General features: G+C 51.9%; 24 protein-coding genes and 1 pseudogene. 4 read left to right on the forward strand and 21 right to left on the reverse strand.

All coding sequences use genetic code 11. From position 1 onward, the window contains the following. Positions 1-61 precede the first annotated feature (61 nt). Positions 62-937, forward strand: a complete 876-nt coding sequence (locus ABEW34_RS17755) for an SDR family oxidoreductase (RefSeq protein ID WP_430160491.1) — start codon at positions 62-64, stop codon at positions 935-937. A 205-nt stretch (positions 938-1142) separates the two neighbouring features. Here the strand turns inward: ABEW34_RS17755 and ABEW34_RS17760 are convergent, their stop codons facing one another. From ABEW34_RS17760 to ABEW34_RS17800, 9 genes and pseudogenes are all read right to left on the reverse strand, one after another. Continuing rightward, entirely contained in the window at positions 1143-2078 is a 936-nt protein-coding gene (locus tag ABEW34_RS17760; RefSeq protein ID WP_430160492.1) for a cation diffusion facilitator family transporter, read from the reverse strand. Positions 2079-2319: 241 nt separating this feature from the next. Then, entirely contained in the window at positions 2320-2511 is a 192-nt protein-coding gene (locus ABEW34_RS17765; RefSeq protein WP_430160532.1) for a YiaA/YiaB family inner membrane protein, read from the reverse strand. Positions 2512-2595: 84 nt separating this feature from the next. Continuing rightward, positions 2596-2805: pseudogene (locus ABEW34_RS17770) on the reverse strand (YiaA/YiaB family inner membrane protein); the annotation flags it as partial. Between the two features lie 202 nt (positions 2806-3007). Further along, entirely contained in the window at positions 3008-3772 is a 765-nt protein-coding gene (locus ABEW34_RS17775; protein ID WP_430160493.1) for an ATP-binding cassette domain-containing protein, read from the reverse strand. Between the two features lie 11 nt (positions 3773-3783). After that, positions 3784-4572: an ABC transporter permease subunit gene (locus tag ABEW34_RS17780; RefSeq protein ID WP_430160494.1), complete on the reverse strand. Its 789-nt coding sequence runs from the start codon at positions 4570-4572 to the stop codon at positions 3784-3786. A 29-nt stretch (positions 4573-4601) separates the two neighbouring features. After that, positions 4602-5660, reverse strand: coding sequence for an ABC transporter substrate-binding protein (locus ABEW34_RS17785; RefSeq protein WP_430160495.1), 1059 nt, complete (start codon positions 5658-5660; stop codon positions 4602-4604). A 60-nt stretch (positions 5661-5720) separates the two neighbouring features. After that, a complete protein-coding gene (locus ABEW34_RS17790; RefSeq protein ID WP_430160496.1) occupies positions 5721-6830 on the reverse strand; it encodes an iron-containing alcohol dehydrogenase family protein in 1110 nt (369 codons plus the stop codon). Between the two features lie 425 nt (positions 6831-7255). Then, complete coding sequence (locus ABEW34_RS17795; protein WP_430160497.1) at positions 7256-7909, reverse strand: hypothetical protein; 654 nt, start codon at positions 7907-7909, stop codon at positions 7256-7258. 124 nt (positions 7910-8033) lie between these two features. Further along, positions 8034-10175 carry a methyl-accepting chemotaxis protein gene (locus ABEW34_RS17800; RefSeq protein ID WP_430160498.1) on the reverse strand — a complete coding sequence of 714 codons (2142 nt, stop codon included), beginning with the start codon at positions 10173-10175 and terminating at the stop codon, positions 8034-8036. A 334-nt stretch (positions 10176-10509) separates the two neighbouring features. Here ABEW34_RS17800 and ABEW34_RS17805 point away from each other — a divergent pair, with 334 nt between their 5' ends. Further along, positions 10510-11406, forward strand: a complete 897-nt coding sequence (locus ABEW34_RS17805) for a PhzF family phenazine biosynthesis protein (protein ID WP_430160499.1) — start codon at positions 10510-10512, stop codon at positions 11404-11406. 69 nt (positions 11407-11475) lie between these two features. Continuing rightward, entirely contained in the window at positions 11476-11712 is a 237-nt protein-coding gene (locus ABEW34_RS17810) for a DUF6953 family protein (protein ID WP_172455375.1), read from the forward strand. Positions 11713-11805: 93 nt separating this feature from the next. Here ABEW34_RS17810 and thiD read toward each other — a convergent pair whose 3' ends face one another. From thiD to ABEW34_RS17865, 11 genes are all read right to left on the reverse strand, one after another. Next, positions 11806-12654: a bifunctional hydroxymethylpyrimidine kinase/phosphomethylpyrimidine kinase gene (gene thiD, locus ABEW34_RS17815; protein ID WP_430160500.1), complete on the reverse strand. Its 849-nt coding sequence runs from the start codon at positions 12652-12654 to the stop codon at positions 11806-11808. 124 nt (positions 12655-12778) lie between these two features. Continuing rightward, positions 12779-13888 (reverse strand): glycine oxidase ThiO, encoded by a 1110-nt coding sequence (gene thiO, locus ABEW34_RS17820; RefSeq protein WP_430160501.1) that lies wholly within the window; start codon positions 13886-13888, stop codon positions 12779-12781. 33 nt (positions 13889-13921) lie between these two features. Next, on the reverse strand, positions 13922-14701 hold the full coding sequence (locus ABEW34_RS17825; protein ID WP_341281233.1) for a thiazole synthase: 780 nt from the start codon (positions 14699-14701) through the stop codon (positions 13922-13924). Between the two features lie 5 nt (positions 14702-14706). Beyond that, positions 14707-14904: a sulfur carrier protein ThiS gene (gene thiS / locus ABEW34_RS17830; RefSeq protein WP_430160502.1), complete on the reverse strand. Its 198-nt coding sequence runs from the start codon at positions 14902-14904 to the stop codon at positions 14707-14709. Then, positions 14904-15533 carry a thiamine phosphate synthase gene (gene thiE, locus ABEW34_RS17835; protein WP_430160503.1) on the reverse strand — a complete coding sequence of 210 codons (630 nt, stop codon included), beginning with the start codon at positions 15531-15533 and terminating at the stop codon, positions 14904-14906. Before thiE ends, thiS begins: the two co-directional genes overlap by 1 nt. A gap of 124 nt (positions 15534-15657) precedes the next feature. Next, positions 15658-16671: a ThiF family adenylyltransferase gene (locus ABEW34_RS17840; protein WP_430160504.1), complete on the reverse strand. Its 1014-nt coding sequence runs from the start codon at positions 16669-16671 to the stop codon at positions 15658-15660. 20 nt (positions 16672-16691) lie between these two features. Further along, entirely contained in the window at positions 16692-17744 is a 1053-nt protein-coding gene (locus ABEW34_RS17845) for an ABC transporter substrate-binding protein (protein WP_430160505.1), read from the reverse strand. 95 nt (positions 17745-17839) lie between these two features. Then, positions 17840-18607: an ABC transporter permease gene (locus ABEW34_RS17850; protein ID WP_430160506.1), complete on the reverse strand. Its 768-nt coding sequence runs from the start codon at positions 18605-18607 to the stop codon at positions 17840-17842. Then, positions 18604-19524: an ABC transporter ATP-binding protein gene (locus ABEW34_RS17855; protein WP_430160507.1), complete on the reverse strand. Its 921-nt coding sequence runs from the start codon at positions 19522-19524 to the stop codon at positions 18604-18606. The genes ABEW34_RS17850 and ABEW34_RS17855 overlap by 4 nt, the downstream gene beginning before the upstream one ends. Then, complete coding sequence (gene tenA, locus ABEW34_RS17860) at positions 19521-20192, reverse strand: thiaminase II (RefSeq protein ID WP_430160533.1); 672 nt, start codon at positions 20190-20192, stop codon at positions 19521-19523. Before tenA ends, ABEW34_RS17855 begins: the two co-directional genes overlap by 4 nt. A gap of 319 nt (positions 20193-20511) precedes the next feature. Then, positions 20512-21813, reverse strand: coding sequence for an acetylornithine deacetylase (locus ABEW34_RS17865; protein ID WP_430160508.1), 1302 nt, complete (start codon positions 21811-21813; stop codon positions 20512-20514). Between the two features lie 335 nt (positions 21814-22148). Between ABEW34_RS17865 and ant(6) the strand changes: the two genes are divergently transcribed. Continuing rightward, positions 22149-23009: an aminoglycoside 6-adenylyltransferase gene (ant(6), locus tag ABEW34_RS17870; protein ID WP_430160509.1), complete on the forward strand. Its 861-nt coding sequence runs from the start codon at positions 22149-22151 to the stop codon at positions 23007-23009. A 50-nt stretch (positions 23010-23059) separates the two neighbouring features. Here the strand turns inward: ant(6) and htpG are convergent, their stop codons facing one another. Continuing rightward, entirely contained in the window at positions 23060-24940 is a 1881-nt protein-coding gene (gene htpG, locus ABEW34_RS17875; protein ID WP_430160510.1) for a molecular chaperone HtpG, read from the reverse strand. Between the last annotated feature and the right edge of the window lie 110 nt (positions 24941-25050).

A 25050-nucleotide genomic window follows, 5' to 3' on the forward strand; every position in this document is an offset into this window, starting at 1 on the left:
ATTCCATAATAAGAACGTTTTGTTACAGGCGTATGCCGCGCCACTACAAGGAGGTTTTAGGATGAGTGCATCTACAACACAAACGCCAGCGCAGACGCTGCCGCCCCAACATCAGAATCAGCAGCCTGGATTGGAATCCGTTATGCATCCGCAGCCTGTCTATAAATCCGAGACTTATAAAGCTGCAGGCAAGCTGCTTGGCAAATCGGCCATTATTACTGGCGGCGACAGCGGCATCGGCCGCGCCGCAGCGATTGCCTTTGCAATGGAGGGCTGCGATGTCAGCATCGTCTATTTGGAAGAGGACAAGGACGCAAACGTTGTGAAGCAGGAGGTCGAACAGCTCGGCAGACGCTGCCTGATGATTCCCGGCGATATTGGCGATGAAGCCTTCTGCAAGCAAGCGGTAGAGCAAACGGTCAAGGAATTGGGCAAGCTTGATATTATCGTCAATAATGCCGCTGAGCAGCATGTTCAGCAGCGACTTGAGGATATTACGGCGGAGCAGCTTACCGCGACGTTCCGCACTAACGTTTTCGCCATGTTTTATTTGACGAAAGCGGCGCTCGCCCATTTGAAGCAAGGCGCATCCATCATTAATACGACATCGGTTACTGCCTATCGCGGCAATGAGACGCTGATCGATTACTCAGCCACCAAAGGCGCGATCGTATCCTTCACCCGCGCCCTATCCGCCAATTTGGCGGGTCAAGGCATTCGGGTCAATGGCGTCGCGCCGGGTCCTATCTGGACGCCGCTTATTCCCTCCACCTTCGACGCTCAGAAGGTGGCTACATTCGGCGGCGATACGCCGATGAAACGCCCCGGCCAGCCTGCCGAGCTCGCCGCAGCCTACGTCTATCTTGCATCGGATGATTCCAGCTACGTCACCGGTCAAGTGATGCACGTCAACGGCGGCGAAATCATTAACGGTTAAGAACAAAAGTGCACCTCCCAGCCTTGTATTGGATCAGCTCCCGCTTATACGGACTTTTCCAATATCTATTCTGGGAAGTGCATTTTTCATGTGCTTATGAAGCGGTGCTGGAGCACTGCTGCCAATCTCAACTGACGACTCGAGACTTAGACTTGAGAACCGAAATTTGATCACGATCTGGCTTGCTTATGTTTGCATACTCAACCTAGAATGCACCGCCACTAAATAATTTGCCGTACTCCCCATGATCATGAATAGCGGCATGCTCAACCTGAATCGTGGAATGAACGATGCCATAGCGTTTTTTTAACAGCTCATTCATTGCGAGCGTTATACAATACGGCTGAATGTTGCTTCGCGCCAATACATGCGCTGTAAGGGAATAATGGTCCGTCGACACCGCCCAAAGATGCATCTCGTGCACATCCTCAACACCTTCCACCCCTCTAAGATCACGGCGAATATCCTCCAGATTAAATTGCTCCGGCACAGCTTCCATCAGAATGAAATACGCTTCCCTTATAATCTTGTATCCGCCAAATGCAATAATGCCGCCAATGACGATACTGATAATCGGATCTAAAATCGAAAAACCCGTCAATCGAATGAGTATCGCTGACACAATAATGCCAACCGAGCTAAGCAAATCGCCAATGAAATGCCACAGCGCGCTTTTCACATTCAGATTGTTCTCTGCCTTCATACTTCGGCTCAGCACGAGCGTCAGCACGATGTTTACGATTAATCCGATGATGGCGATGCCGAGCATGAGGCCAAGATCAACCGGCTCAGGATGAATGATCCGCTTTATCCCTTCTACCAGAATGAAGAGAGCGATGACAATGAGCGCCAATCCATTCAAAAAAGAAGCAATGATCTCGAAACGCAGAAAGCCGTACGTATACTGCTTCGTCGGGCGTCTAGTCGCCATATAGATGGCAAGCATGCTTAGCCCTAATGCAAGTACGTCAGAAACCATATGAGCCGAGTCCGACAACAAGGCAAGAGAGCCGGATATGAGCCCGCCAATAACTTCAACAATTGTGAAAAACAATGTGAGCATCAGCGTAATCCACAGCGTCTTCTTGGAAGCTGATTGCTCCTTCACATGCTCAAGATGATGAAACTCGCCTATTTTCATATTAGCCATCTCCTTCAATTTAATTATAATTATTATCTTTTTATAATCAATATAATTATATGTCCATTTACGAATACATACAAATGGACATTTTATGGATAACATAAAGGATAATCATTCTCTCTCTGGCTGCGCGCGCGAAAAAAAAGCGGCTCTCCTAGCGAGAGACGCTTTGAGAGCCGCTAAACTATGGGCTAGGTGAAATGCAACTGTTCCCCGCCTCCGCCTACTCCGCCCTTGCTTACTCCTCTTCCGGGCTCAAATGCACTTTATCCTCTTCATTATCACGAACGGTTTTCTGAAGCACGAGGCAGGCTACAATCAGGAAGGCTCCGGCGATAGCGTAATAGCCTTTAACATAGAACGGTTCCTCTAAAGTGTACAAGCCGATATATTGCGACAGCACAGCAATGATAAAACCGATCCAGGCCATGAATGTGAAGGCTGGCGTGTTGCGGTTGCGATAGGAAGGATTTTGCTCCTTCAGAAATTTATCCTCATCATTGTCGCGGGCCAGCTTCTGGAGCGTAAACGAGGTAATAATAAGCAGTATTCCCGTTACGGCGTAGTAGCCTTGAACCGAAAGCGGCTGATTCAGCGTATAAATGCCGATAAATTCAAAGGCGAATGCGAGCACAAAAGCTCCCCAAGCCATGAACGTATAAGTCGGTGTATTCCGGCGGCGGTAAAAGTTCATTGATTTGCGAACAGGCATCTGATTTTCCATAATAGGCGTCCTCCCGTATAACCGTGCGGTTATTTGTTTGATAGCCTTATCTTACCTGTTTTCTCTGGAAAAAATAGTACCATCTTCTCTTAGTACCTGATGCTAAAAAAGCGGGCACAATGACGCCGAGCGGCAAAAACAAAGGCTTAGTTTGCATAAACTACGCCTTTGTCCTCTGATGCAACAGTCTGTTTACCGCTGTTTATATCGTATAGCTGACCTTCTTTTGCAGCGGTATTTCCTCTTTGCCAAGCACCATGTTTAGAATAAGGTTTTCAAAATATATAAATCCGCTGTCCCGGTTGCGCGGCCGGTCAAGCGTAATCCGCTTATCGAGCGAGATAACGCCCTCCTCAATCAAAATAACCCGGTCTGCCAGCGCAACGGCTTCGCTCACATCATGCGTAACGAGAACGACCGTGAAGCCCTGCTCCAGCCATAGCCGCTCAATCAGCTGCTGCATTTCGATGCGCGTCAGCGCATCGAGCGCGCCAAGCGGCTCATCCAGCAGCAGCAGACGCGGCTTGCTTGCCAGCCCCCGGGCCAGCGCCACCCGCTGCTTCTGCCCGCCGGAAAGCACATGCGGCCATTCGCCTACGCGGTCCGCAAGCCCTACCTGCGACAGCGCCTCCGCCGCCTTGGCCTTATCCTTGCCCGGCGTGCCAATCCGCACATTGTCCAGCACGCTCTTCCACGGCAGCAGCCGCGCTTCCTGAAACAGCACGCGAATATCTGTCCCGCCGCTTTGCTGTTCGCCGCTGCCCAGCAGCAGCGTGCCTTCCGTCGGCAAATCCAGCCCGGCGATCAGCCGCAGCAGCGTGCTTTTGCCACAGCCGCTGCGGCCGACGATGGCGACAAATTCGCCACGGTCTATTTTCAGATCAACACCCTTTAGCACTTCCTTGCCTGCAAACTCCTTGCGTACCCGGCTTAACTGGAGCTGCGCCCCCTTGCGGCTATCGGTCATGTCATCCCCTCCTATGCTTTCGCACGGCTGTAGTTCGGATTCCACTGGAGCAGCCGCCTCTCGAGTATTTTCGCAATGCTGTCGGACAGCTTGCCAAGCAGCGCATAGATGATGATGCTAAGCACCGTCACATCGAGCTGCATAAATTCACGGGCATTCATCGCCATGTAGCCGATGCCGGAATTGGCTGCTACCGTCTCCGCGACGATGAGCGTCAGCCACATAATGCCAAGCGAATACCGGACGCCGACCAGCACAGAAGGCAGCGCTCCCGGCAAAATCACTTCTTTATACAAGTCGAAGCCCCGCAGCCCATACACCTTCGCCATCTCAATCAGCCCGCGGTCAATCGAGCGGATGCCGTGAAAGGTGTTGAGGTAGATCGGGAAAAAGACGCCAAGCGCCACCAGCAGCAGCTTCACCTCTTCGCCAATGCCGAACCAAATAATAACGAGCGGGATGAGCGCCAAATGCGGCACATTGCGCAGCATTTGAATCGATGAGTCCATGACGATTTCCGCTCTTGAGGAAAAGCCGTTAATGAGGCCTAGCAGGAAGCCGATGCCGCCGCCAATAAGGAAGCCTAGGATGGCACGACGGGCGCTGATCGCAATATTTTCAGCCAGCTGGCCGCTCTTGATGGAATGAATCAGCTCCTCTATAACCTGCAGCGGCTGCGGCAAAACGTTAGCAGCAATGATGCCCGTAACCGTCAGCACATGCCAAGCGATGAGCAGCAGAATCGGCAGCAGCCACGGCGTGAAGGAGGATGTCCAGAAGCTGTAAGATGGTTTTCGCAAAATATAGCTCTCTCCTTTCGGCCTCCGAATTATTTCAGCGCGTCCGCAAAAGCGTCGCTCCAAATCGTCTTCACATCAACCGGATTTTTAAGCAAATCGACCTTTTGCAGCGTGTCGGCAATGTCCTGCTGGGAAGCAATCGCTTCATCCGATGGCGGCAAAATCTTCGTCGGCTGCTGGGCTTCGCCGGCCTTCAGCGTTTGAAGCGCCTGTTCGACAGGCTGCTTCGTATTTTCAGCTACGATGCCTGCCCACTTCTCTTGGTTCGCACGAATCCACTCATTGTACTGATTGAGCCGGTTCAGGAAGTCCGCAATCGCTGCATGCTTGCCCGGATCTTCAATCGCTGCCGGAGTCGCTTCAATCGGGAAGTTGCCGGATAAAATGTTCTGGGCAGACGCCAGCGTCGTAGCGCCATTTTGGCGGGCCGAAATGACCGCATTGCCATAGCTCGCCAATGCATCGACGCTGCCGCCGATTAATGCGCTGAGACCATCAGAGGTCGACAGTGCTACAGGCTCAATGTCCGTCCATCCAAGCCCTGCTTCTTCAAGCATTTTCAGCAGAAAATAATGCGCGGTTGTGCTGCTGACGTAAGCAACCTTCTTGCCCTTCAAATCGGCTACGGATTTCACCGTCGAGCCTTTGGGAATCAGCAGCTCCTGCTGGAGCGTGCTCCCTTTTTGAATCGCAATAATTTTGAAATTGCCGCCGTTTGCCGCCTGTGCTGCGAACAGTGGCGGGATTTCACTCGTCAAAGCGACATCCAAATGTCCGCCTGCCATTGCCTCCAGCTGCAAATTGCCGCCTTGGAACACGCTGAATTCAATTTTGTAAGGCGTGTCATCAAGTCCGGCTTCCTTGAAGCCGATCTTTAGATTTTCCCAGCCCGTTTGGCCGATGTTCAGCGTGACTTTGCTCAAATCCGGCCCAGCTTCCGCTGCGGGGCTGCTGCTTTCAGATGAAGCAGGCGGGCTCGCTGCTGTACCTGTATTCGATGTTCCCCCTGTATTGCCGCACGCTGCAAGCAGGCTCGCCACGATAATTGCGATGCTTAAGCCCAGCCATTGTCTCTTTCTGTTTTTCATAGTTGTTTCCGCCTCTCTAGATCGTGTGGAATGTTTCCCCTTATCGCTTATTCCGTACCTTTATTGCGAAGAAATGGCCGCCCTGCTTCTAATGCGCTGTCCGAGCTGATCCGCTGCAATAATCGCCTCAGCGATTGCCGCCGGATGAACGGCGAAGGGCAGCTCAGCAGCTTTCGCTCCAGCGAGCGGCACTTTATGGGCGATGTCATATGCAATTTGATCCGCTTTTTCTTCAAATCCCAGCTGCGCCAGCGTAACAGGCAGACCAAGCGCAGCAAGCTTCGCTGCAAGCCGCTCCGTCTCTTCGGCCGTTTGCCCTTGCAGCAGCGTGTGGGCAACGAGCCCAAACGCGACCTTCTCGCCATGCAGCGAGCCATGCGTTTGCGCAAACTGCGTCAGGCTGTCGTGAATGGCATGGGCCAAAGCGCCGCGTGCGCCTCCTGCCGATACAGTGTTCACTTGCCCCGCCAGCCAGACAATGGCGTGACTAACCTCATGGAATGCGGGTGTCACGATGCCGTCGCCTGCGTTCGCATACGCCTGCTGCGCATAGCGGTCAAGCACCTCGACCGCCAGCTCAGACGTTTTGACGCCAAGCCGTACATCAAGGTCGGCCGGAACCTTTTTGACATTGACGACCGTCTCGTTCCACTTCACATACGTATCGCCTATGCCCGATGCAAGGTAGCGCTTAGGTGCAGCAGCAAGCACCGACGTATCGGCAAGCACCAGCTGCGGCGACCGCTTAAGCGGCAAATAGCCTGCCGAGCGGCCCTCCTCGTCGTACAATACACTGAGCGCTGACCATGCAGCGCAGGTTGCCGCAATCGTCGGCACCGTCACGGTCGGCACATGAATCCGTTCCGCCACCGCCTTCGTCAAATCCAGCACCCGTCCGCCGCCGATTCCTACCAGCACGTTGATATCCTGGCTTGACGCCAGCTCTGAGTAGGCTGCAATCTGCTCCGTCGTCACCTGTCCGGAAAAACGATGCACCTGATAGGTGACATCGACGGTATTCAGGCTGGCCAGCAGCGGCGCCGCGGCCTCGAGTGCTTTTTCCCCGCCGATAATAAAAAGCTTGTTGCCGATTTCTGCAATTTTTGCTCCGCCATCCGCCCAAGCATTCGGCTCGTTTACGTATTGAATTGGTGCTTTCACCTGTACCATTTGTTCGCAAACCCCCTTGTTTAAATTATAGGAAAGGATAGGATGGTTCCATCCCTTCTCTATATTTCTCGGACTGAAACGCGCCGCGCCGCCAGAGGAATGCGACAGCCGTTTCACCTTGTAATCAGCTATACAATATCGTTATACTCATTATTCACAGTTGTTTACTTGTATTTAGGCAAGTATAGGCTACCCCCAGCTAATCGTCAATCGGCATCAGCCCAGAAATAATCTATTAGACGATCATAAAAATCTATAATGCAGCGACCTCATTTTTTCCCCAAAAAAAGAAAAAGAACGGACATCGCTGCTGCTTTAGCAGCGGTCCGTTCCGCATCTTTTCCCTTTGTATTATATACGGCTCTACATGGCTCTACACGTCCTGCCCGGACTAATCAGAGTGTCCCGCACGGCTAGAGCAAACCTTACTTCGCCTTCTGCTGCCTTAGCTCCGGGTACTCGCGTTCGAATGTTTTCACCATGACATACAACTGTAGTCCCCGCGCGGCCTGCATCGCTTCCTCTGCCAGCTCAATTGCTCTTGGCCGATTGCCCTGTTTATACTCAAAGTAAGATAGCAAAGATTGCTTCATCCAAACCTTGGAAATGCGGCTTATATAGTCACGCGCCTCCGTGAACTCTCTTCTCTCGATATAATAATAAGCCTGATAATAATATCTATATTCTATTGGCTGAATAAATTCGATTTCATGTAAGACGCTCTGAATATCCTTATAGTAGTGAGCCTGAAGTGTCTTGAACAGCGCTTGTTTATTCTTTTGCTTGTACTGCTTGAGCAGCTTCGCTATGTTCTCTTCGAACTCGTCATCCAGGCGATTGGCTACCGCATAGTTGATATAGTAGCTAGGTATTTTGCGGTTCGCGAGCAGAAACTTCTCGATCTTCATCAAGTTTCTCGTCCCTAAAATGGTATAAAATAACGGGCCCAGCGTTAAGGCCACATACGTCAAAAATATAATGATGATCGATACCGGAGTACTAACCTCAAACAGTCTCAATAAAAAAATAAGAATGATAGCGACCAAAATATAAATCAATGTTTTGTTCAAAAATCTCATTGCTTGCTCTCCTTTATGTTCTTTTCAGCCCTTCTTTCATTCTACCATCCGACTCGATCTGAATACAAAAAAAGGATAATTTACAGGCTGCTTGCACAGCCCGAGCATTATCCATGTTTCCATGCTATACAGCCTTCGCTTGCTCCGTGTCCTCGCTGCTCAGCACGAAATGACTGAGATCGTCCTGGAGCTGCTGGGCCATATCGCGCAGCGCTTCGGCTGATGCTTGAATTTCCTCCATCGACGCAAGCTGCTCCTCCGTCGCTGCGGCCATCGTCTCCGCCTCATCCGACGTTTTATTCGAGATGTTCGCTACCTCGCCAACCGATGCCGTTACCTCTTCCATGCCTGCGGAGATTTCCTCGGCAGCTGCCGACACTTCCTGAATTTGATCGCTCATCGAGCGGACTTCAAACAAAATATCTCCAATCGTCGTGTTAGCCTGCTCAATGGAAGCAAGCCCCGAGGCTGTCTCCGATTTCATCTCGCTCATTGCCTTCACATTCTCACTTACCAGCGCCCGAATATCTCTGATCAGCTCAGATATCGTCTGCACCGACTCGCTCGTCTGCTCGGCCAGCTTGCCTACTTCGGAGGCTACAACGCTAAAGCCCCGTCCGTGCTCGCCAGCCCTTGCCGCTTCAATGTTCGCATTCAGTGACAATAGCTGTGTTTGCTTAGCAATCGCCATAACCGCTTGCACGATTTGGCCAATTTGCACCGAATGCTCATCCAGCTTCGTAACAACCTCGCCTGAACGGACAGCCGATGCTTGAATACTGTTCATTTGGCGCACCGTTTGGCCAAGCTGTTCTTCGCCTACTTGGGCATTGCCCGTCACCTTGACCGCGGCATCTGCCACTTCTGAAGCCGCTTCAGCAATACGTGTAATACCAACCGCCATTTCATTCATCGCTTTCGACGTTTCATCCGCCGATACGCGCTGTACGTCCGTTCCTTCGGATACCCCTTGAATCGACTCGGCAATTTGCTTCATCGCAAGCGTCGATTCATGTGAAATGGCTGTGAGCTCCTCCGACGAAGCCGCTGCCTGCTCGGATACGATTTGGTTTCTCCGCAGCAGCCCATTCAAGGAGCGAATCATGTCATTAAAGGAAAGGCCGACCTGAAGCAGCTCATCCCGTGTTTCCAAATGCAATTCTTTGGAAAAATCGCCTTTCGCCATCGCATCTGCACGATTTCGGAGCGCTGCCACCGTTACCATTACATTGCGGTAGAAAGCCATGTAGAAAATTGCAACGAGCAGCAGGGACAGAGCCGTCAAGCCGAGCAGCATATTTCTAGTGGCTGTCAGCTCATCAATACGCTGCTGGAGCACCCGCTCAAGCTCTGTATTCACCTGTACATAAAAGTCGTTTAATACACCAATCGTCGCCGTGCCAGACTTGAAAAACTCCGATCCATTCATGTTCAAGTTGGAGCCGTTAAGGACACCTGTATTAAGAAGCGCTACAAAGCTTTTGAGCGATGTCGCGGTCGTTGCGCCACTTTTCTCTAGGGATGGCACCAATGTCTCGTTCCAGCCTAAAGCGCTGCTCAGCGACTTATTCATATTCGTCAAAGAATAATTGATCATTTCCGCTTCCAAACGAAGCTTAATTTCTTCGTTATCCGTCATTTTTTTACTCGTAAGCACACCATTTCCTTTGCCGCGAATAATCGCCGCATGCTCCATTAACGCGGGAATCTGCTGCACGAACATAGAGCCCAAATAATAAGAATCCATCTGCGTATCCAGCGAAAGTCCCGATTCATCTGAAAGCTTAATCATAATATTGGTTAAATCGGAGACGAGCGTGGAGTGGCTTTCAAAACTGTCGGCAGCCGACATCGCAGCGTTGCTTGCAATTAATTTTGTCCACTGCTGCTTCCACGCCTCCCACAGCTCCTGCACCCCCGCCATGCCAGACGCTTGCAACTCCGAGTCTATCGTTTGGATCAAGCCCGCAATTTCCTGTGATTTGGCATCCACCTCTGCCTTGGCATCCGTATTGCCATTCAGCAAGCCCGAGGAAAGTCCACGGTGCTGCTGCACCTGAAGCATAAGCGGCATCATCTCTCTAATATAAGTGACGCCTTCATGTTCACTCTGAATATACTCAATGTTTCCTTCCTGCTCGTTCACCCATAAAACAAGCAGCAAGACCAGCGGAATCATAAATAGCAAACTGACGACAACAAACTTCTGTGCATACTTCAACTTCGACATGAGAGCTGTAAAAGGACTTAACAATCTGAAAAACATAAGAGCCACCCACCTATTAATTTAATTGCTATACATGAATAGAAATATCGGTTATAGACGGTGATTTGTTTAGCAAAAATAAAGGAAAAGTCGCGCGGAGGCTAGACTCTGTCCTCATTTTGGGAATTGTGCTGGAAGGCTTGGAGCAAACAAGGAATCAATGGGATAAAGCGTTAACCTATGACATCTGATTTCCATACCTTGCCTTGCTATCCCTATTCATAGACGCTTACACCCTACAAGAAAGGAAATTAGGAAATTTTGTCGAATATTTAGGGGCTATTTATGTAATTATCGGCCTGCTGAAAAAGAGACTTCATAAAGGAGTAAACATATGCCATCTATTAACGTCTATCATTACGATGCCTTTAGCCCTATTCCGGGGAAAGGAAACCCGGCGGGTGTCGTTTTAACAGGTACTGAGCTGACGGAAAAAGAAATGCTAGCCATCGCTGGGCAAGTTGGCTTTAATGAGACTGCTTTCCCGCTGCCATCGACTGTAGCAGATATCCGAATCCGTTATTTTACACCCGGCCACGAAATTAATCTTTGCGGTCATGCCACGATGGCAACGATCTATGCGCTGCAAACAAAGGGGCTGTTAGGCGATAAAACGGAGCTGCTGATTGAGACAAAAGCAGGCGTGCTCCCTGTTCAGCTGCATACGAATGAGCAGGGGCAGCTTCAAATCACCATGGCGCAGGCGGCTCCGCAGTTCCGGGCTTTTAACGGTTCCTATGCACAATTGGCATCTGCCTTGGGCATTGAGGAAGCCGACATTGAGAAAGAGCTTCCCACTGTTTACGGAAGCACGGGGACATGGACGCTGTTAATTCCGATCAAAAGTCTCGAAGCATTCCGCCGTATGAAGCCAAATAATAAGCGGTTCCCCGAGATTTTGCAGGAGATGCCGCGTGCTTCTCTGCATCCTTTTTGCCTGGAAACCTATGATCCACGCGCTCATATGCACGCCCGTCATTTTTCATCGCCGTATTCCGGCACGATTGAAGATCCCGTTACAGGTACAGCATCTGGCGTAATGGGAGCTTATTATGCAGCGCATTTGGCTGAGCAACCGCTACATTCGCTTGAGCTATGCATTGAACAGGGCCATGAAATAGGCCGGGATGGACGTGTCCTGGTAACCGTCACTAAACAGCAGGATGAACCACTCATCGAAGTGACGGGCACTGCCGTTTATGTGGATGCTTTTGAAGTAAGCCTGCTGTAAATTTGGCATATGTGCCGCGGTTGATTATAATAGTGGGCGAGAGTTGCGAATGAGAGAGGAAGAGATACGTTGAGTCATACCGCACAGGATGTAGCCGATTGGATGCTTGGAGAGCTGAAGTTTGCTGGCATTCTTCATCAGGAGAAAGCCGTTGCCCATATTACAGCCCATTTTGGAGAGCAGTTCATTTATGTGAACGAGCAGGGAAATACGTCGATCGACAAGGAAGTTAAAAAAGCGTTCAAAAAAGGCCATGGCGGCAAAGCAGCCTGGGACCGCGAAGGCTTTTTCTGGGGCTGGACTTAGCCCGTAAGTGTGAAGCTTATGAATTCTAATATTTCAAAAAAAGCTATGCAACCTTCGGTTAGAGCCTAACCGGAAGCCGCATAGCTTTTTCTACTATAGGGGAGCTTGCAATGCCCGCTTGCTGCGCTGGAAAGCCCAGTGATTCGTCGGCCCATGCCCGCCGCCAATTTGAATGCCGTCCTCGATGGCCGCTTGAATAAAAGCTTTCGCTTGGCGCATCGCCGCTTCCATATCCGCCCCTTCGGCAAGTCCTGCCGCAAGCGCCGCCGAAAAGGTACAGCCCGTGCCATGCGTGCGGGCCGTTGCAACGCGTTTGCCTGCCAGCTCGGTAAAGCCTCTGCCGTCATATAGCAGATCAATCGCTTCCTCGCCCGTATCGTGGCCGCCCTTAATAATGACGTAGCCTGCTCCATAGCCAGCAAGCCGTTTCGCCGCTTCCCGCTTATCGTCCGCCGTTACGATCGCAATCCCTGTCAGCTTCTCCGCCTCCGGTATGTTCGGCGTAATAACCGTCGTTACAGGCAGCAGCTTGTCCGTCATCGCCCGGATGGCTTCCTCTTGCAGCAGCGAGGCACCGCCTTTGGCAATCATGACCGGGTCTACGACAACATTTTTCCAGCCAAGCTCGGCAATCGTTGCCGCAACAGCCGTAATGATCTCACTGTTGAACAGCATGCCCGTCTTCAGCGCATCGACGCCAATATCCGAACCGACCGAATGCATTTGCTGCACAACGGCTTCCACGCTAAGCGGAAATACGCCCTGCACGCCAAGTGTGTTTTGCGCGGTAATTGCGGTCACTGCGGACATGCCGAATACGCCAAGCTCCTGGAACGTTTTCAGATCCGCTTGAATGCCCGCGCCGCCGCCGCTGTCCGAGCCCGCTATCGTCAATGCCGTTGGGACACTGCGCGGCGCCTGTCCATTCCCATGTACGCTCATGATGTGCTTTTGCCCCTTTCTTCATCAAATGCCTCACTAGGTTAAACGCCTGTCCATCATTCATGTTTTCGCAAATTTCCACTACCATCTCCAGCCCGCTGTACCTAGCTGTATCTGGCTCTGCCTAGCTGAACCGCTCAGGAGCAAACGCCTGCATGAAGTCCGGCATCTTCTTGCCTTCTACGCTATCAGCCGCAAGCTGCGCTGTAGCGGGGCTGAGCAAAATCCCATTGCGGTAATGCCCTACCGCCATCACGACGCGGCCAGATTGCGCCAGCGCGCCAAGCAGCGGGAAGCCATCCTGCGTGGAAGGGCGAAGTCCCGCCCATTTGTGGAACGGCGTCCACGTTTCGAGAAACGGGAAAGCCTGCTTGTTCCATTTTCGCAGTCGCTCAATGCCCTTCTCCGTCACGCTCGTCTCGAACCCGGCTACATCCTCGGAGGCGCCGCATACGAGCGTATTATTTTCCTTCGCCACGAGGTAGCCCTGATTGCAAAATACCATATGATGAACAGGCTTTTCCACCGTCTCATAAGCACAAATTTGTCCGCGAATCGGATAAACCGGAATCCGAAGGCCAAATGTGGCTTCCAGCTGCTGCGCCCAAGCTCCCGAGCATACAACGAGCCGATCCCCTTCAAAAGAACGTCCGTCTGCTGCCTCCAGCACAACCGAGCTCTGCCAATCCTTAATCGCAACCTGCTCCAAATGCTCCTGAATATGAACATCCATCAAGCGGCAGGCATGCTCCAGCGCTTTCACATAATGCGGCGCATACAGATGGCTTTCCTCCGGCGTATACAGCGCCGCCCGCACCTTGCCTGACAGCTTCGGCTCCAGCCGGAACACGTCGCCACCTTCCAGCAGGCTGCCCGACGAACCATGCTCCCGCTGCCAGCGCAGCCTGCCTTCAAGCGCCAAAATATCGGCATCATGGTAAGCGATATACATGCTCCCGGATTCGGTATATTCAAAAGGCAGGTCGGAAACCTGCTTCACGCGATCTGTAAACGAAGGATAAAGCCGCAAGCTCTGTGCGCATAAGCGAAAAAAGTCATCCGGCCCCTCAACATTTTCCGAAAAAGGAGCCAGCATCCCCGCAGCCGCTCCGGACGCCTGTCCCCCGCAGCTGCCAATTTCCAGCACCGTCACCTGATGGCCGCGGCTTCGCAGCTCGAACGCACAGGATAAGCCAATAATGCCGCCGCCCATGATTACAATCCGTTCTCCCATGTCCTAACCAGCTTTCCTTGTTGAATGATGCTGTTATTTCAGCTTAAACTCCTCGTAACCGCTGCTTGCGGAAGCGTAACGCTTCTTCGAAATACGGCCGGACAAATAAGCCAGACGGCCAGCTTCGATGCCGAGCCTCATCGCCCGCGCCATGCCTGCTGGATCTTTCGCCTTCGCAACCGGTGTATTCATCAGCACGCCCGCCACGCCAAGCTCCATCGCCTGGGTCACATCGCTGACTGAGCCAAGCCCGGCATCGACAATAATTGGAACTTTCGCTTCCTCTACAATAAGGCCCAAATTATAAGGGTTCAAAATGCCAAGGCCCGTCCCAATTGGAGCTGCTCCCGGCATAACAGCCGCAGCGCCCGCTTCCTCCAGCCGCTTGCAAATAACCGGATCATCCGACGTATACGGAAGAACGGTGAAGCCTTCTTTTACGAGAATTTCCGTCGCCTTCAGCGTTTCAATCGGATCAGGCAGCAGCGTGCGCTCATTGGCGCTAATCTCGACCTTGATCCAGTCACTGAGTCCCGAAGCCCGTGCAAGACGCGCGATCCGCACCGCTTCCTCCGCTGTGCTTGCTCCTGAAGTATTCGGCAAATATTGATACGACTTCCCTTGCAAATGCTGAAGAATCGAATCGTCCTCGGTCGCCTCCAAATTAATCCGACGAATAGCGAACGTCAGTACCTCTGCGCCTGATGCCTCAATCGCTTCCCTCTGTACATAAGGGCTTGGAAAAAGCCCGGTGCCGATAAAAAATCGGGACGTTAGTTCATGGTTGCCAATATGCCATACATCCGGTTTCATTCGCTTCAGCCTCCTCCTACAAAATGGACAAGCTCGATTTTCATGCCCTCGCGAACCTCGGTTGCTGCCCACTGCTCCTGGGTCAGTACCGCTCCGTCAGCTTCAACGACAACCGGCTTGCCCGCGAGGCCAAAATGGGCAATGACCTCTTCAATCGTCTTCGCTGCCAGCTCCTGCTTCACACCGTTAATGACCAGTTCCATTACGACTCTCCCCATTTATCCAGCTTATCCAGAAAAGAGCGGCAGGTGCCGGAAATATCGCTGCTGCCGACAATTTCGCTAACCGCGCAAATGCGCGTCGCGCCAGCTGCAATCACTTCATCCACATTGCGCAGCTTGATGCCGCCGATAGCGACAAATGGAATTTTCACCTTTTCCGCTACCTCGCGCACGTATTCAACCGTTACCGGATCAACAACGTCGACCTTCGTCTTTGTTGGAAATACCGGACCAACGCCGATGTAGTCGGCACCTTGCTCCTCAGCAAGAAGAGCCTCTTCAATGGCGTGCGTCGAAATGCCGATGATTTTATCGCCCACGAGCTTGCGTGCTTCCACCAGCGGCACATCGCCCTGTCCCAGATGAATGCCGTCCGCATCCACTTCCATCGCAATATCAATGTAGTCGTTGACGATAAAGGTGACGCCATGCTTCCGGGTCAGCTCGCGGAGCGCCCATGCTTTTTCCAAAATCGCCGGCTTGTCGCCCGACTTGTCGCGCAGCTGAATAATGTCAACGCCGCCATAAATCGCTTCTTCCATCACTTCGATCAAATCGCGGCCCGGGTGGAATTCCTCGCCTGTAATCGCATATAAACGAAAATCCTTCATATTCACACATTCCCTTCCCTGTTGGTGACTGCGACGAAATAAAGCATCGCTGATTTATTGACAAATCTCCCAAAACCGTGGGGATTTTGTCAACAAAGGCGGGTACTCATTTCCTCGCAGCTCCTTAGTTTCCGATATAACGGGCATATAAGGTTTTGGCACGGACCATATCTTCCGTCCCCTGCACAAGCACACGCCCATCGGGGAACAGCACGAGCCGCTCGCCTTCCGGCAGCTCGGCTTTCAGCAAATAAGCGTTATGCGTAAGCTCCACAGCAATCGGTTCCAGCCTTTGCCGCCACTGCTCCAGATTAAGCGGGGCGCCGCCTGAAATTTGCACGGTGCTGCGTCCACATAGCGAGACTGCCGCATCTTGCTCTGCCACCTGCAAAGCCGGATACTGCTTCAGCTGGCAGCAAGGGCACTGCTTCGCAGGCTCGCCCAGCTTCATCTCGAACGCGTGATTTTGCCATAAATCGAAGGTCATCAGGCTGTTTCTTCTTTTATCCGTGGCTCCAACCAAATATTTAAGCGCCTCTACCGCCTGGTAGGAAGCGACAATATCCACGACTGGTGAAATAACGCCGATCATATCGCAGGTTTGTCCGCCCGCATCCGCTGATTGAATAAAGCAGCGCAGACATGGCGTAGCACCCGGTACGAGAATCGCGCTCATGCCCCGCGAGCTGACCGCCCCGCCATAGGTAAACGGAATGCCGCTGCGGAAGCAAGCATCGTTGAGCAGGAAGCGCGTCTGAAAATTATCCGTCCCATCAAGCACGAGGTCGATATCCATCAGCAGAGCGTCAATATTTTGCACGGTGACGTCAGCGACAATCGCCTCGATCTTGATATCGGAATTGATTTTGCGCAGCTTCCTCTCGGCGGCAACCGCCTTCGGATAGCCGTTCTCGACGTCCTCTTCGTCGTAAAGCATCTGCCGCTGGAGATTGCTGCGCTCCACATAATCACGATCCACGAAACGGACGAGCCCGACCCCCGCTCTGACCATATGATTGGCCAGAACGGTGCCGAGCGCTCCCATTCCTATAATAAGCACAGCGCTTTCGCTTAGCTTGCGCTGCCCTGCTTCACCAATTGGCGTAAACAACATCTGTCTTGAATAGCGTTCGTCCATACGCCGTATTCCCTCCACTACTATAGGTTGCGGAATGCATCCTCAGCCTTGATTTCTTTCGTGAGCTGGCCATGCTCCTGCAGCCATGAAATGACATTGCTCCACGACTCCGCCGTCTGGCTGCCGAAAGCTTCGGAGCCCGCATCCATGAGCGGCAGCAATACCTGCAGGCTCTGCTTCTCAATCTCGGCATCGAGCGGGTAATCCGCGCTTTGCTTGTCGAGCAGCACCTGAAGCGCCTCATCCGGATGGCTTGCCGTATATTCCTGCCCTTTGGCCGCCGCCTCGATAAACTTCTTGAATACTTCGCTTTTGCTGGCAACGCCATCCTCGCTTGCTGTCATCACAAGCTCGTAATAATCCGGCACGCCATAGTCGGCAGGGTTAAGCGCAATCAGCTTCTCGCCTTCCTTCTCCAGCAGCAGCTTCTCGTGGTTCACATAACCGCCGATAATGGCGTCAACCTTCTTCGTCGTCATGGCCGGAATCAGGTCCCAGCCTACATCGACGTAGTTCAGCGCTGACGGATCGCCGCCGTCGGTTTTCACCATCGTATTCACGTACGCTTCATCCAGCGGAATCGACGGATAGCCGATTTTTTTGCCGACCAAATCCTTTGGCGTCTTCACGCCCGACGATTCCAGCACGAACAGCTGATTGAGCGGGTGACGCACAAGCGAAGCAACCGATACAATCGGAATTTCCTCTGCGCGGGCAACGGCTACCTGCATTTGATAGCTGATCGCCAGATCCGCCTTGCCGGTTGCAACCAGCTTAAGCGCATCATTCGTATCCGCCGGCACCTGCAGCTTTACATTGAGACCTGCTTCCTTGAAGTAGCCCTGCTCCTCCGCCGCATACAAGAAAGTATGCACCGCATTCGGATACCAGTCGAGCAGCACTGTCAGCTCCTGCGCGCCTTCAGCACCATTTGCCGTGCTTTTGTTATTCGAGGAGCAGCCCGCCATAATGACTAGCGTCAAAGCCAGACATGCTGCGACCCATGTGCTGCGTCTCCATTTGGAAGCTATATTTTTCGTATAATGATGATTTCCTTCCTTCTCCTTACGCATAGACAGCTTACCTCTTTCTTGTTCTATTATAGTATATAAAATGCGATAAAGCTTAAGCGGCATTCCGCCCTGTGGCCCCTTACTGTCTTACTGCCTTACTGGCCTGCCTTCGATTCTTTCCGATAGGATAGGCAGATTCGTTCAAGCGCCAATACGGCTAAAAATAGCATAATGCCCATCGCTGACAGCAGCAGCACCCCGGAAAAAACACTTTCGCCGCGCAGCATATTCGCCGCCCGCTTCGTGTACATGCCCAGGCCCGCTTCGCCGCCCAGCCATTCGCCAAGCGTAGCGCCGCCGACGCTGATCGCCGCTGCCATTTTCAGCCCCGTGAAAAACTCCGGCAGCGCCGAAGGGATTTTCCACTTGAGGAACAGCTCTCGCTTGCTTGCTCCCATCGTCCGCAACAGCTCCCCGATATCCGGGTCCGCCGAGCGGAAGCCATCGGCCGTATTCATCGCAATGGGGAAAAAGGTGAACAGCATGACAACGGCGATTTTGCTGCCGATTTCATAGCCAAACCACATGACCATAATCGGCGACAGCGCAATAATCGGAATCGTCTGCGAGGCGACAACGAGCGGATACAGCGTTTTGCGCGCCAGCGATGAGCTGTCGATCCAGATCGCCGACAAGGTGCCAAGCACGATTGAAATCGCCAGCCCAAGCAGCGCCTCGCCTAATGTGATGACGAAATGCCGCGCCAGCAGCCCGCTGTTCTCCGCTATGGAGACGAGCACATCAGACAGCCGCGGGATAATATAATGGGGAATTTGGAATATTCGCGTTCCGGCTTCCCACAAAACGGCAAGCAGGAGGATGAACAGCACAACTGGCATATGCTTCTTGAAAAAACGCTTCATCGGCTTCCCCCCTCTAAGCTAGCCGCTGTGTGCGCATGCCCGAAATGCCCAAGCAGCTGGCGTTTTAACGCCACAAATGGCTCGCTCAGCATCGTCTCGTAGGTGCGTGGACGCGGCAGTGCCACCGGATATTCTACCAGCTCGGCAACCGGCGCCTTCGCCGCCACCAGCACCCGGTCCGATAGAAGCAGCGCTTCATCTATGTCATGGGTAATAAAAACAATCGTTTTGCGATGCTGCTCCCATATTTGCAGCAGCCACTCCTGCATGCTGACTCTCGTCATCGCATCAAGGGCGCTGAACGGCTCATCGAGCAAAAAGAGCTCGCCGCCACCCAGCAGCGAGCGAAGAAACGACACCCGCTGGCGCATGCCGCCCGACAGCTCATGCGGATATTTCGCCTCGGTTCCGGCGAGGCCGAAATCCGGCAGGAGCTCCCGCACCCGCTGGCGCGCTTCCTTCTTTGGCGTTCCCGCCAGCTCCATGCCGAGCGCGGCATTATCCAGCACCGTCCGCCACGGCATAAGGCAATCCTTCTGCGGCATATAGCCGATTTTTGCCGCCTGATGCTGGCGATTCACGCCGCCAATCGCAATCGTGCCGGCTTGCGGCTCCAGCAGCCCGGCCAGCAACCGGAACAGCGTCGTCTTGCCCATGCCGCTCGCCGCAAGCACGCTGACGAACTCGCCCTGCCTAATATGCAGGTCAAGCCCTTCAATCAGCGGCGGCCCGCCGGGAAAAGCATACGTCAGTCCGCTGACGCTAAGGCCTGCTGGCTCGTTGCTTTTGCTATGTGCAGAAGCGGTGGTTCTCGCGTCTGCTACTGCTGCTGCTTCTAATGCTTCTGCTTCTGTCTGCCTTGCCCCCGCCGCCTTTTTAAGCCCCTGCTCTCCCGGCTGACCTTTCAATATGCTCACACTGGCCACTCCTCCCCGCGATATGCCATATCCCAAAATAAATATTCCATCTTCGATGTTATGACAAAATGCTCCTCCAGCTTCGCAAGCTCCCGCTCTGGAAGCCCTGCTGCCAATTGGTCCATTAGGCCAATGCACCAGTTCGTCAGCTCTCCGAATTCCTCTGAGCTGTACATGAGAATCCATTCCTTATAAAGCGGATGCTCCAAGGCGCCCGGATAGTTGGCGAAGGTTACGCCAATTTCGCGGTAGCTCCACATGCACGGCAGCAGCGCTGCTACAACCTCTGCGAGCGAGCCATTCGCCGCCACGTCAAGCATATATTTCGTATACGCGATATTGCTAGGCGAAGGCTGCGTGCCCTCAAGCTGCTCGCGCGTAACGCCAAAACGATCGGCATACTGGCGGTGCAGCTCCATTTCCACATGCAGCGTGGAATGATACAGCCCGGCGAATTTGACCATTGTTGCCATATCCCCAGCTTTTATACTGCCGTAGGCGAACAGCTTTGCATAGTCAATTAAATAGACGTAGTCCTGCTTGAGATAATAGATGAAGCGCTGCGGATCCAGCGTTCCTTGCCGCATTTCCACGAGAAACGGATGCTCGTGGCTTTTCTGCCATACTTCGCGGCTTGCCTGATATAATCTATCGCTAAAATTGCTCATCATGTCCTCCGGACGCCTGATGAAAAAGGACTGCTGCGCTGCGCTTCTCCAGCTCAAACCTTTCACGCAGCGAAGCCCTTTTTCATCCGGCTTTTTATTTAACAAAGAGTGATTCGCTCTCTCTTATATGCTCATCTCGTTTATTCAAATACATTGACTACTATAAAAACTGCTACTTTAACCTTACTCATATTAATCCGACTTATGTTCGAGGACTTTCGTTCCGCTATATCCGCACTTTGGTTGATTTATCCGATTTAGTCGGACCAGCGGACAAGAGATCCGCTATTTCAGCGATTTAGCCACTTTAATCCACTAATTACTGCCCGTTGCTCGCCGCTTCCGCTTTCGGACGGTTGCACCAGTCGGCGATGAAGCCGAGTATAACTTTTGTATAATAAATGAGCTCGTTGATGTCGATGCTCTCGTCTACCGCATGAGCATGCTCCAGCTGCCCTGGACCATAAATGACCGTCGGGATGCCTTCCCTGCCGATCCAGCCCGCATCGGTTACACTTGGGCTCATGCCAACCGTAGGCAGCACGCCAAGCACCTGCTGATGGCTTTGCTCCAGCGCCTTCAGCCCCGCCCACTCGGGCTGAAGCTCCTGCGAAGGAAAAATCTCGCCGCGCTCCTCAATCATCGAGCGCCCTCCCCAGCGGAAGGTTGGCGGATGCTTGCGCATCCAAGGATCACCCTGCGCCACGCCAAGCAAATGCTCTTCAATCTCGGAAGCAATCGCTTCGTAATCTTCATTCGGGTAAAAATGAACCGTGATCCACAACGAACAGCGGTCTGCGATAAACGCAGCATGACGCCCGCCCTCAATAACCGCAGGGTTTATCGTATTTGCGCCGGGAGGAAAACCTTCATAGGATTTGCTCACTGCCCAGTGGCGCTCCAAATCTTGAAGCCCGGCGATCAGCTTGGCCATTTTTTCAATCGTGCTGGCTCCTTGAACGCCGCCTCCGGCATGGATCATGCGCGAACGCATGCCATCATGGAACGTCTCCGGACTTTGCAAGGTGACCCAGCCGGTTATAACGCCGCCTTGTCCTTGAATCGCCAATCCGCTCGTATCGGCGACGATGGCGAAATCCGCTTCGCAGCCACGCTCCATACAAGCGCGAGTACCTGCTTCGCCCGCTTCCTCGCCAATAACGGCTTGGAACAGCAAATCCCCTTTCAGCTCCACACCCGCTTCGGTCAGCAGCTTGCTTACAAACAGCAGCGCCGCAAGCCCGCCTTTCATATCGGCAGTTCCACGCCCATAGGCGCGCCCATCCTCCAGCACCAGCTTGAACGGATCATGCTTCCAGCCGCCGCTGTCGCCCACCTCGGCAACATCCATATGCCCATTGAGCAGCAGGCTGCGATAACGCTCGCTATCGGTGCCCCGTTTTACCGCTGTCACGTTCGGATCACCCGGGTAAACCTCCCACAGCTCAGTTGCAAAACCGCTCGCTTGCAGCTGCTTCTCCAAAAACTGCTGGGCTTCCAGCGTATTGCGTGCCGGAGGACTGACCGTTGGATAGGCCACCAGCTCCGCTAGCAGCGCGAACAGCTCATCCTGCCGCTCATCCACCTGCTGCTGCAACGCCCCAATCCACGCTTCTGTCATCTACTTTCTCCCCTTTCCTGAAGGAAAGCAATGCTCGCTGTTCGTCCAGAACCCCTTTTCGGACAAACCCGCTTTTTTTCTGCGGAGAAATACAAAAAAACCATTCGAGAATACACGAATGGCTAGATTTCGTTATGTTCTCTACGCCAGCATTACCTGGATCAGATTAACGGTCAGGAAAACAAGTTCCCTATCTCAGCCAGACTTTATCCAGCACCCGCATTTCGTATGAAATTAGTTTAACTATAACGGAATACTTGAGAATAGGCAACGGTTCTATTGTGATTGCAGATATAACAAATGGTACGACAAATTTAGAAGGGAGTATTCTACCATTGAGAAGCGATCAGGAAATGATGAAGCTGCTTATCGATTTTGCTGCCCATGATTCTAGAATAGTACTTGCAACGCTCGAAGGCTCACGCACCAACAAAAACATCGTCCCTGATCTGTTTCAGGATTTTGATGTTTCCTATTTTGTGACCGATATGGAGGCTTTCAAGGAAAATGAGGATTGGCTGAATGGCTTCGGAAAACGGATTATGATGCAGAAGCCTGAGGATATGGAGCTATTCCCGCCTGATTTAGGCAATTGGTTTTCCTATCTCATTATTTTTGAAGATGGGCATAAGCTCGATCTGACGTTAATTCCAATTGACGAGGTAGAGGATTATTTTACGAACAGCGACGGTTTAGTTGAAGTGCTGCTTGATAAACAGTCGCTTGTGCAAAATGAAGTGCTCCCAACTGACCGTCAGTATTGGACAAAGCCACCAACCGCAAGAGAATTTGACGATTGCTGCAATGAATTTTGGATGGTTTCAACTTACGTAGCAAAGGGACTGGCAAGGGAAGAAATTCTATTCGCGATTGATCATTTAAGCGGAATTGCCCGCCCTAATTTACTCCGAATGATGGCTTGGCAAATTGGCACAGAGCAAGGCTATTCCTTTAGCGTGGGGAAAAACTTTAAATTTATTAACCGTTACCTTTCAGTAGAGGATTGGGAAGCGCTGCTTTCTACTTATGCTCAAAATAGCTACCCCAACATGTGGCAGTCCCTATTCACCTGCTATGAGCTGTTTAGAAAATACTCTAAAACCGTGGCAGCAAGCTTTGGGTATGCCTATCCCGACTACGATGAAGCCATCACCAAATATACAGAACGCATTTATAAAAAAGAGGGCCTTCTCTAAAGCAGCTTAACGCTGCTCTAGGGAAAGCCCCCTCTGTGTGCCTATGGCTGTTACACCATAATTTTGCACATGGCGTTCGTAAATTCAACCGGGTCTTGAATCGGCAGCCCTTCAATGAGCAGCGCTTGGTTGTACAGCAGGTTCGTGTACAGGCCGAGCTTCTCTTCATCGCTTGCAAGAGCGGCTTTGAGCGACTGCAAAATCTCGTGGTTGACGTTGATTTCGAGCACCTTGTCCGCTTTCACATTTTGGCTGTCCGGCATCGCTTGGAGAATTTTCTCCATCTCGATCGACACTTCTCCTTCGGAGGACAAGCAGACCGGATGCGATTTCAAGCGCTTCGAAGCGCGAACACCGGATACTTTGCCCGCTAGGATGCCTTGCATCTTCTCGAACAGCTCCTTGTTGTCAGTCGCTTCCGCCTCTGTCGTTTCCTCGCTCGGATCCGCTTCAATGCCAAGATCTCCGCTGGATACGGATTTAAATTCTTTATCCTTGTATTTCAAAATCACTTTAATCGCAAATTCATCGATATCGTCCGTGAAGTACAAAATTTCGTACCCTTTGTCCAATACCATTTCCGTTTGCGGCAGCTTCTCAATGCGATCAATCGATGCGCCCGAAGCATAATAAATATACTTCTGATCTTCCGGCATGCGCTCTACGTATTCATCGAGCGATACGAGCGTTTTCTCCTTGGAGGAGCTGAACAGCAGCAAATCCTGCAGCGTATCCTTGTTGGCGCCGTAATCGTTGTAGACGCCAAATTTCAGCTGTCTGCCGAAGGCTTTGTAGAATTTCTCATAGCTGTCGCGCTCGTCTTTGAGCAGGCTGACCAGCTGGCTTTTGATTTTGTTTTTGATGTTTTTGGCAATGAGGCTCAGCTGGCGGTCATGCTGAAGCAGCTCGCGGGAAATGTTCAGCGACAAATCCTCGGAGTCGACCATCCCTTTCACGAAGCCAAAATAATCCGGCAGCAGGTCGGAGCACTTGTCCATAATGAGCACGCCATTGGAGTACAGCTCAAGGCCTTTCTCAAATTCCTTCGTGTAATAATCGAACGGCGTATGCTCTGGAATATAGAGAATCGCGTTGTATACAACCGCGCCGTCCGCACTGATGTGGATATGCTTAAGCGGCTTGTCGAAGCCATAACGCTTCTCCATATAGAAGTTGTCGTAGTCTTCCTGCGTCAACTCGTTTTTATTTTTGCGCCAGATCGGCACCATGCTGTTAATCGTCTGCTCTTCAGAATACTCCTCGAATTCGCCTTCGCTGTCCTCTTTCGGACGTTGTCCTGTAACATCCATCTTAATCGGGTAGCGAATGAAATCGGAATATTTCTTAATGATCGCACGCAGGCGATATTGCTCCAAAAACTCGTCGTAGCTGACTTCTTCCGCATTGTCTTTAATTTTCAGCACGATTTCGGTTCCGACGGTATCCTTCGTAGCCGGTACAATCGTGTAGCCGTCTGCGCCTTCGGATTTCCATTTGAACGCTTCCTCACTGCCGAGGGCACGGCTCGTTACCGTTACCACATCCGCCACCATAAACGCCGCATAAAAACCAACGCCGAACTGGCCGATAATGTTATGGCCGTCCTTCGCTTCATTCTCGTTCTTGAAGGCCAGCGAGCCGCTCTTGGCAATAATGCCGAGATTGTTCTCCAGGTCCTCCTTGGTCATTCCGATACCTGTATCGGCAATCGTCAGCGTGCGCGCCTCTTGATCCGCCGTTACTTTAATATAATAATCCGCCTGATTGAATACCAATTGATCATCGGATAATGCTTTGTAGTAGATTTTATCAATTGCATCACTAGCATTGGAGATCAGCTCGCGCAAAAAGATTTCCTTCTGCGTATAGATGGAATTAATCATCATTTCCAGCAATCTCTTCGATTCCGCTTTAAACTGTTTCTTGGCCACGAATAAATCTCCCTTCAATAATCATCATTATTAGGCTGCGTAAGGCTAAGTCTAGTTTAGCACTCTTCACGCCTGAGTGCTAATCCTAATTTTTATATACCATATATGAA

This window comes from Paenibacillus algorifonticola (genome assembly GCF_050481745.1).
Taxonomy (GTDB): Bacteria; Bacillota; Bacilli; order Paenibacillales; family Paenibacillaceae; genus Pristimantibacillus; species Pristimantibacillus algorifonticola_A.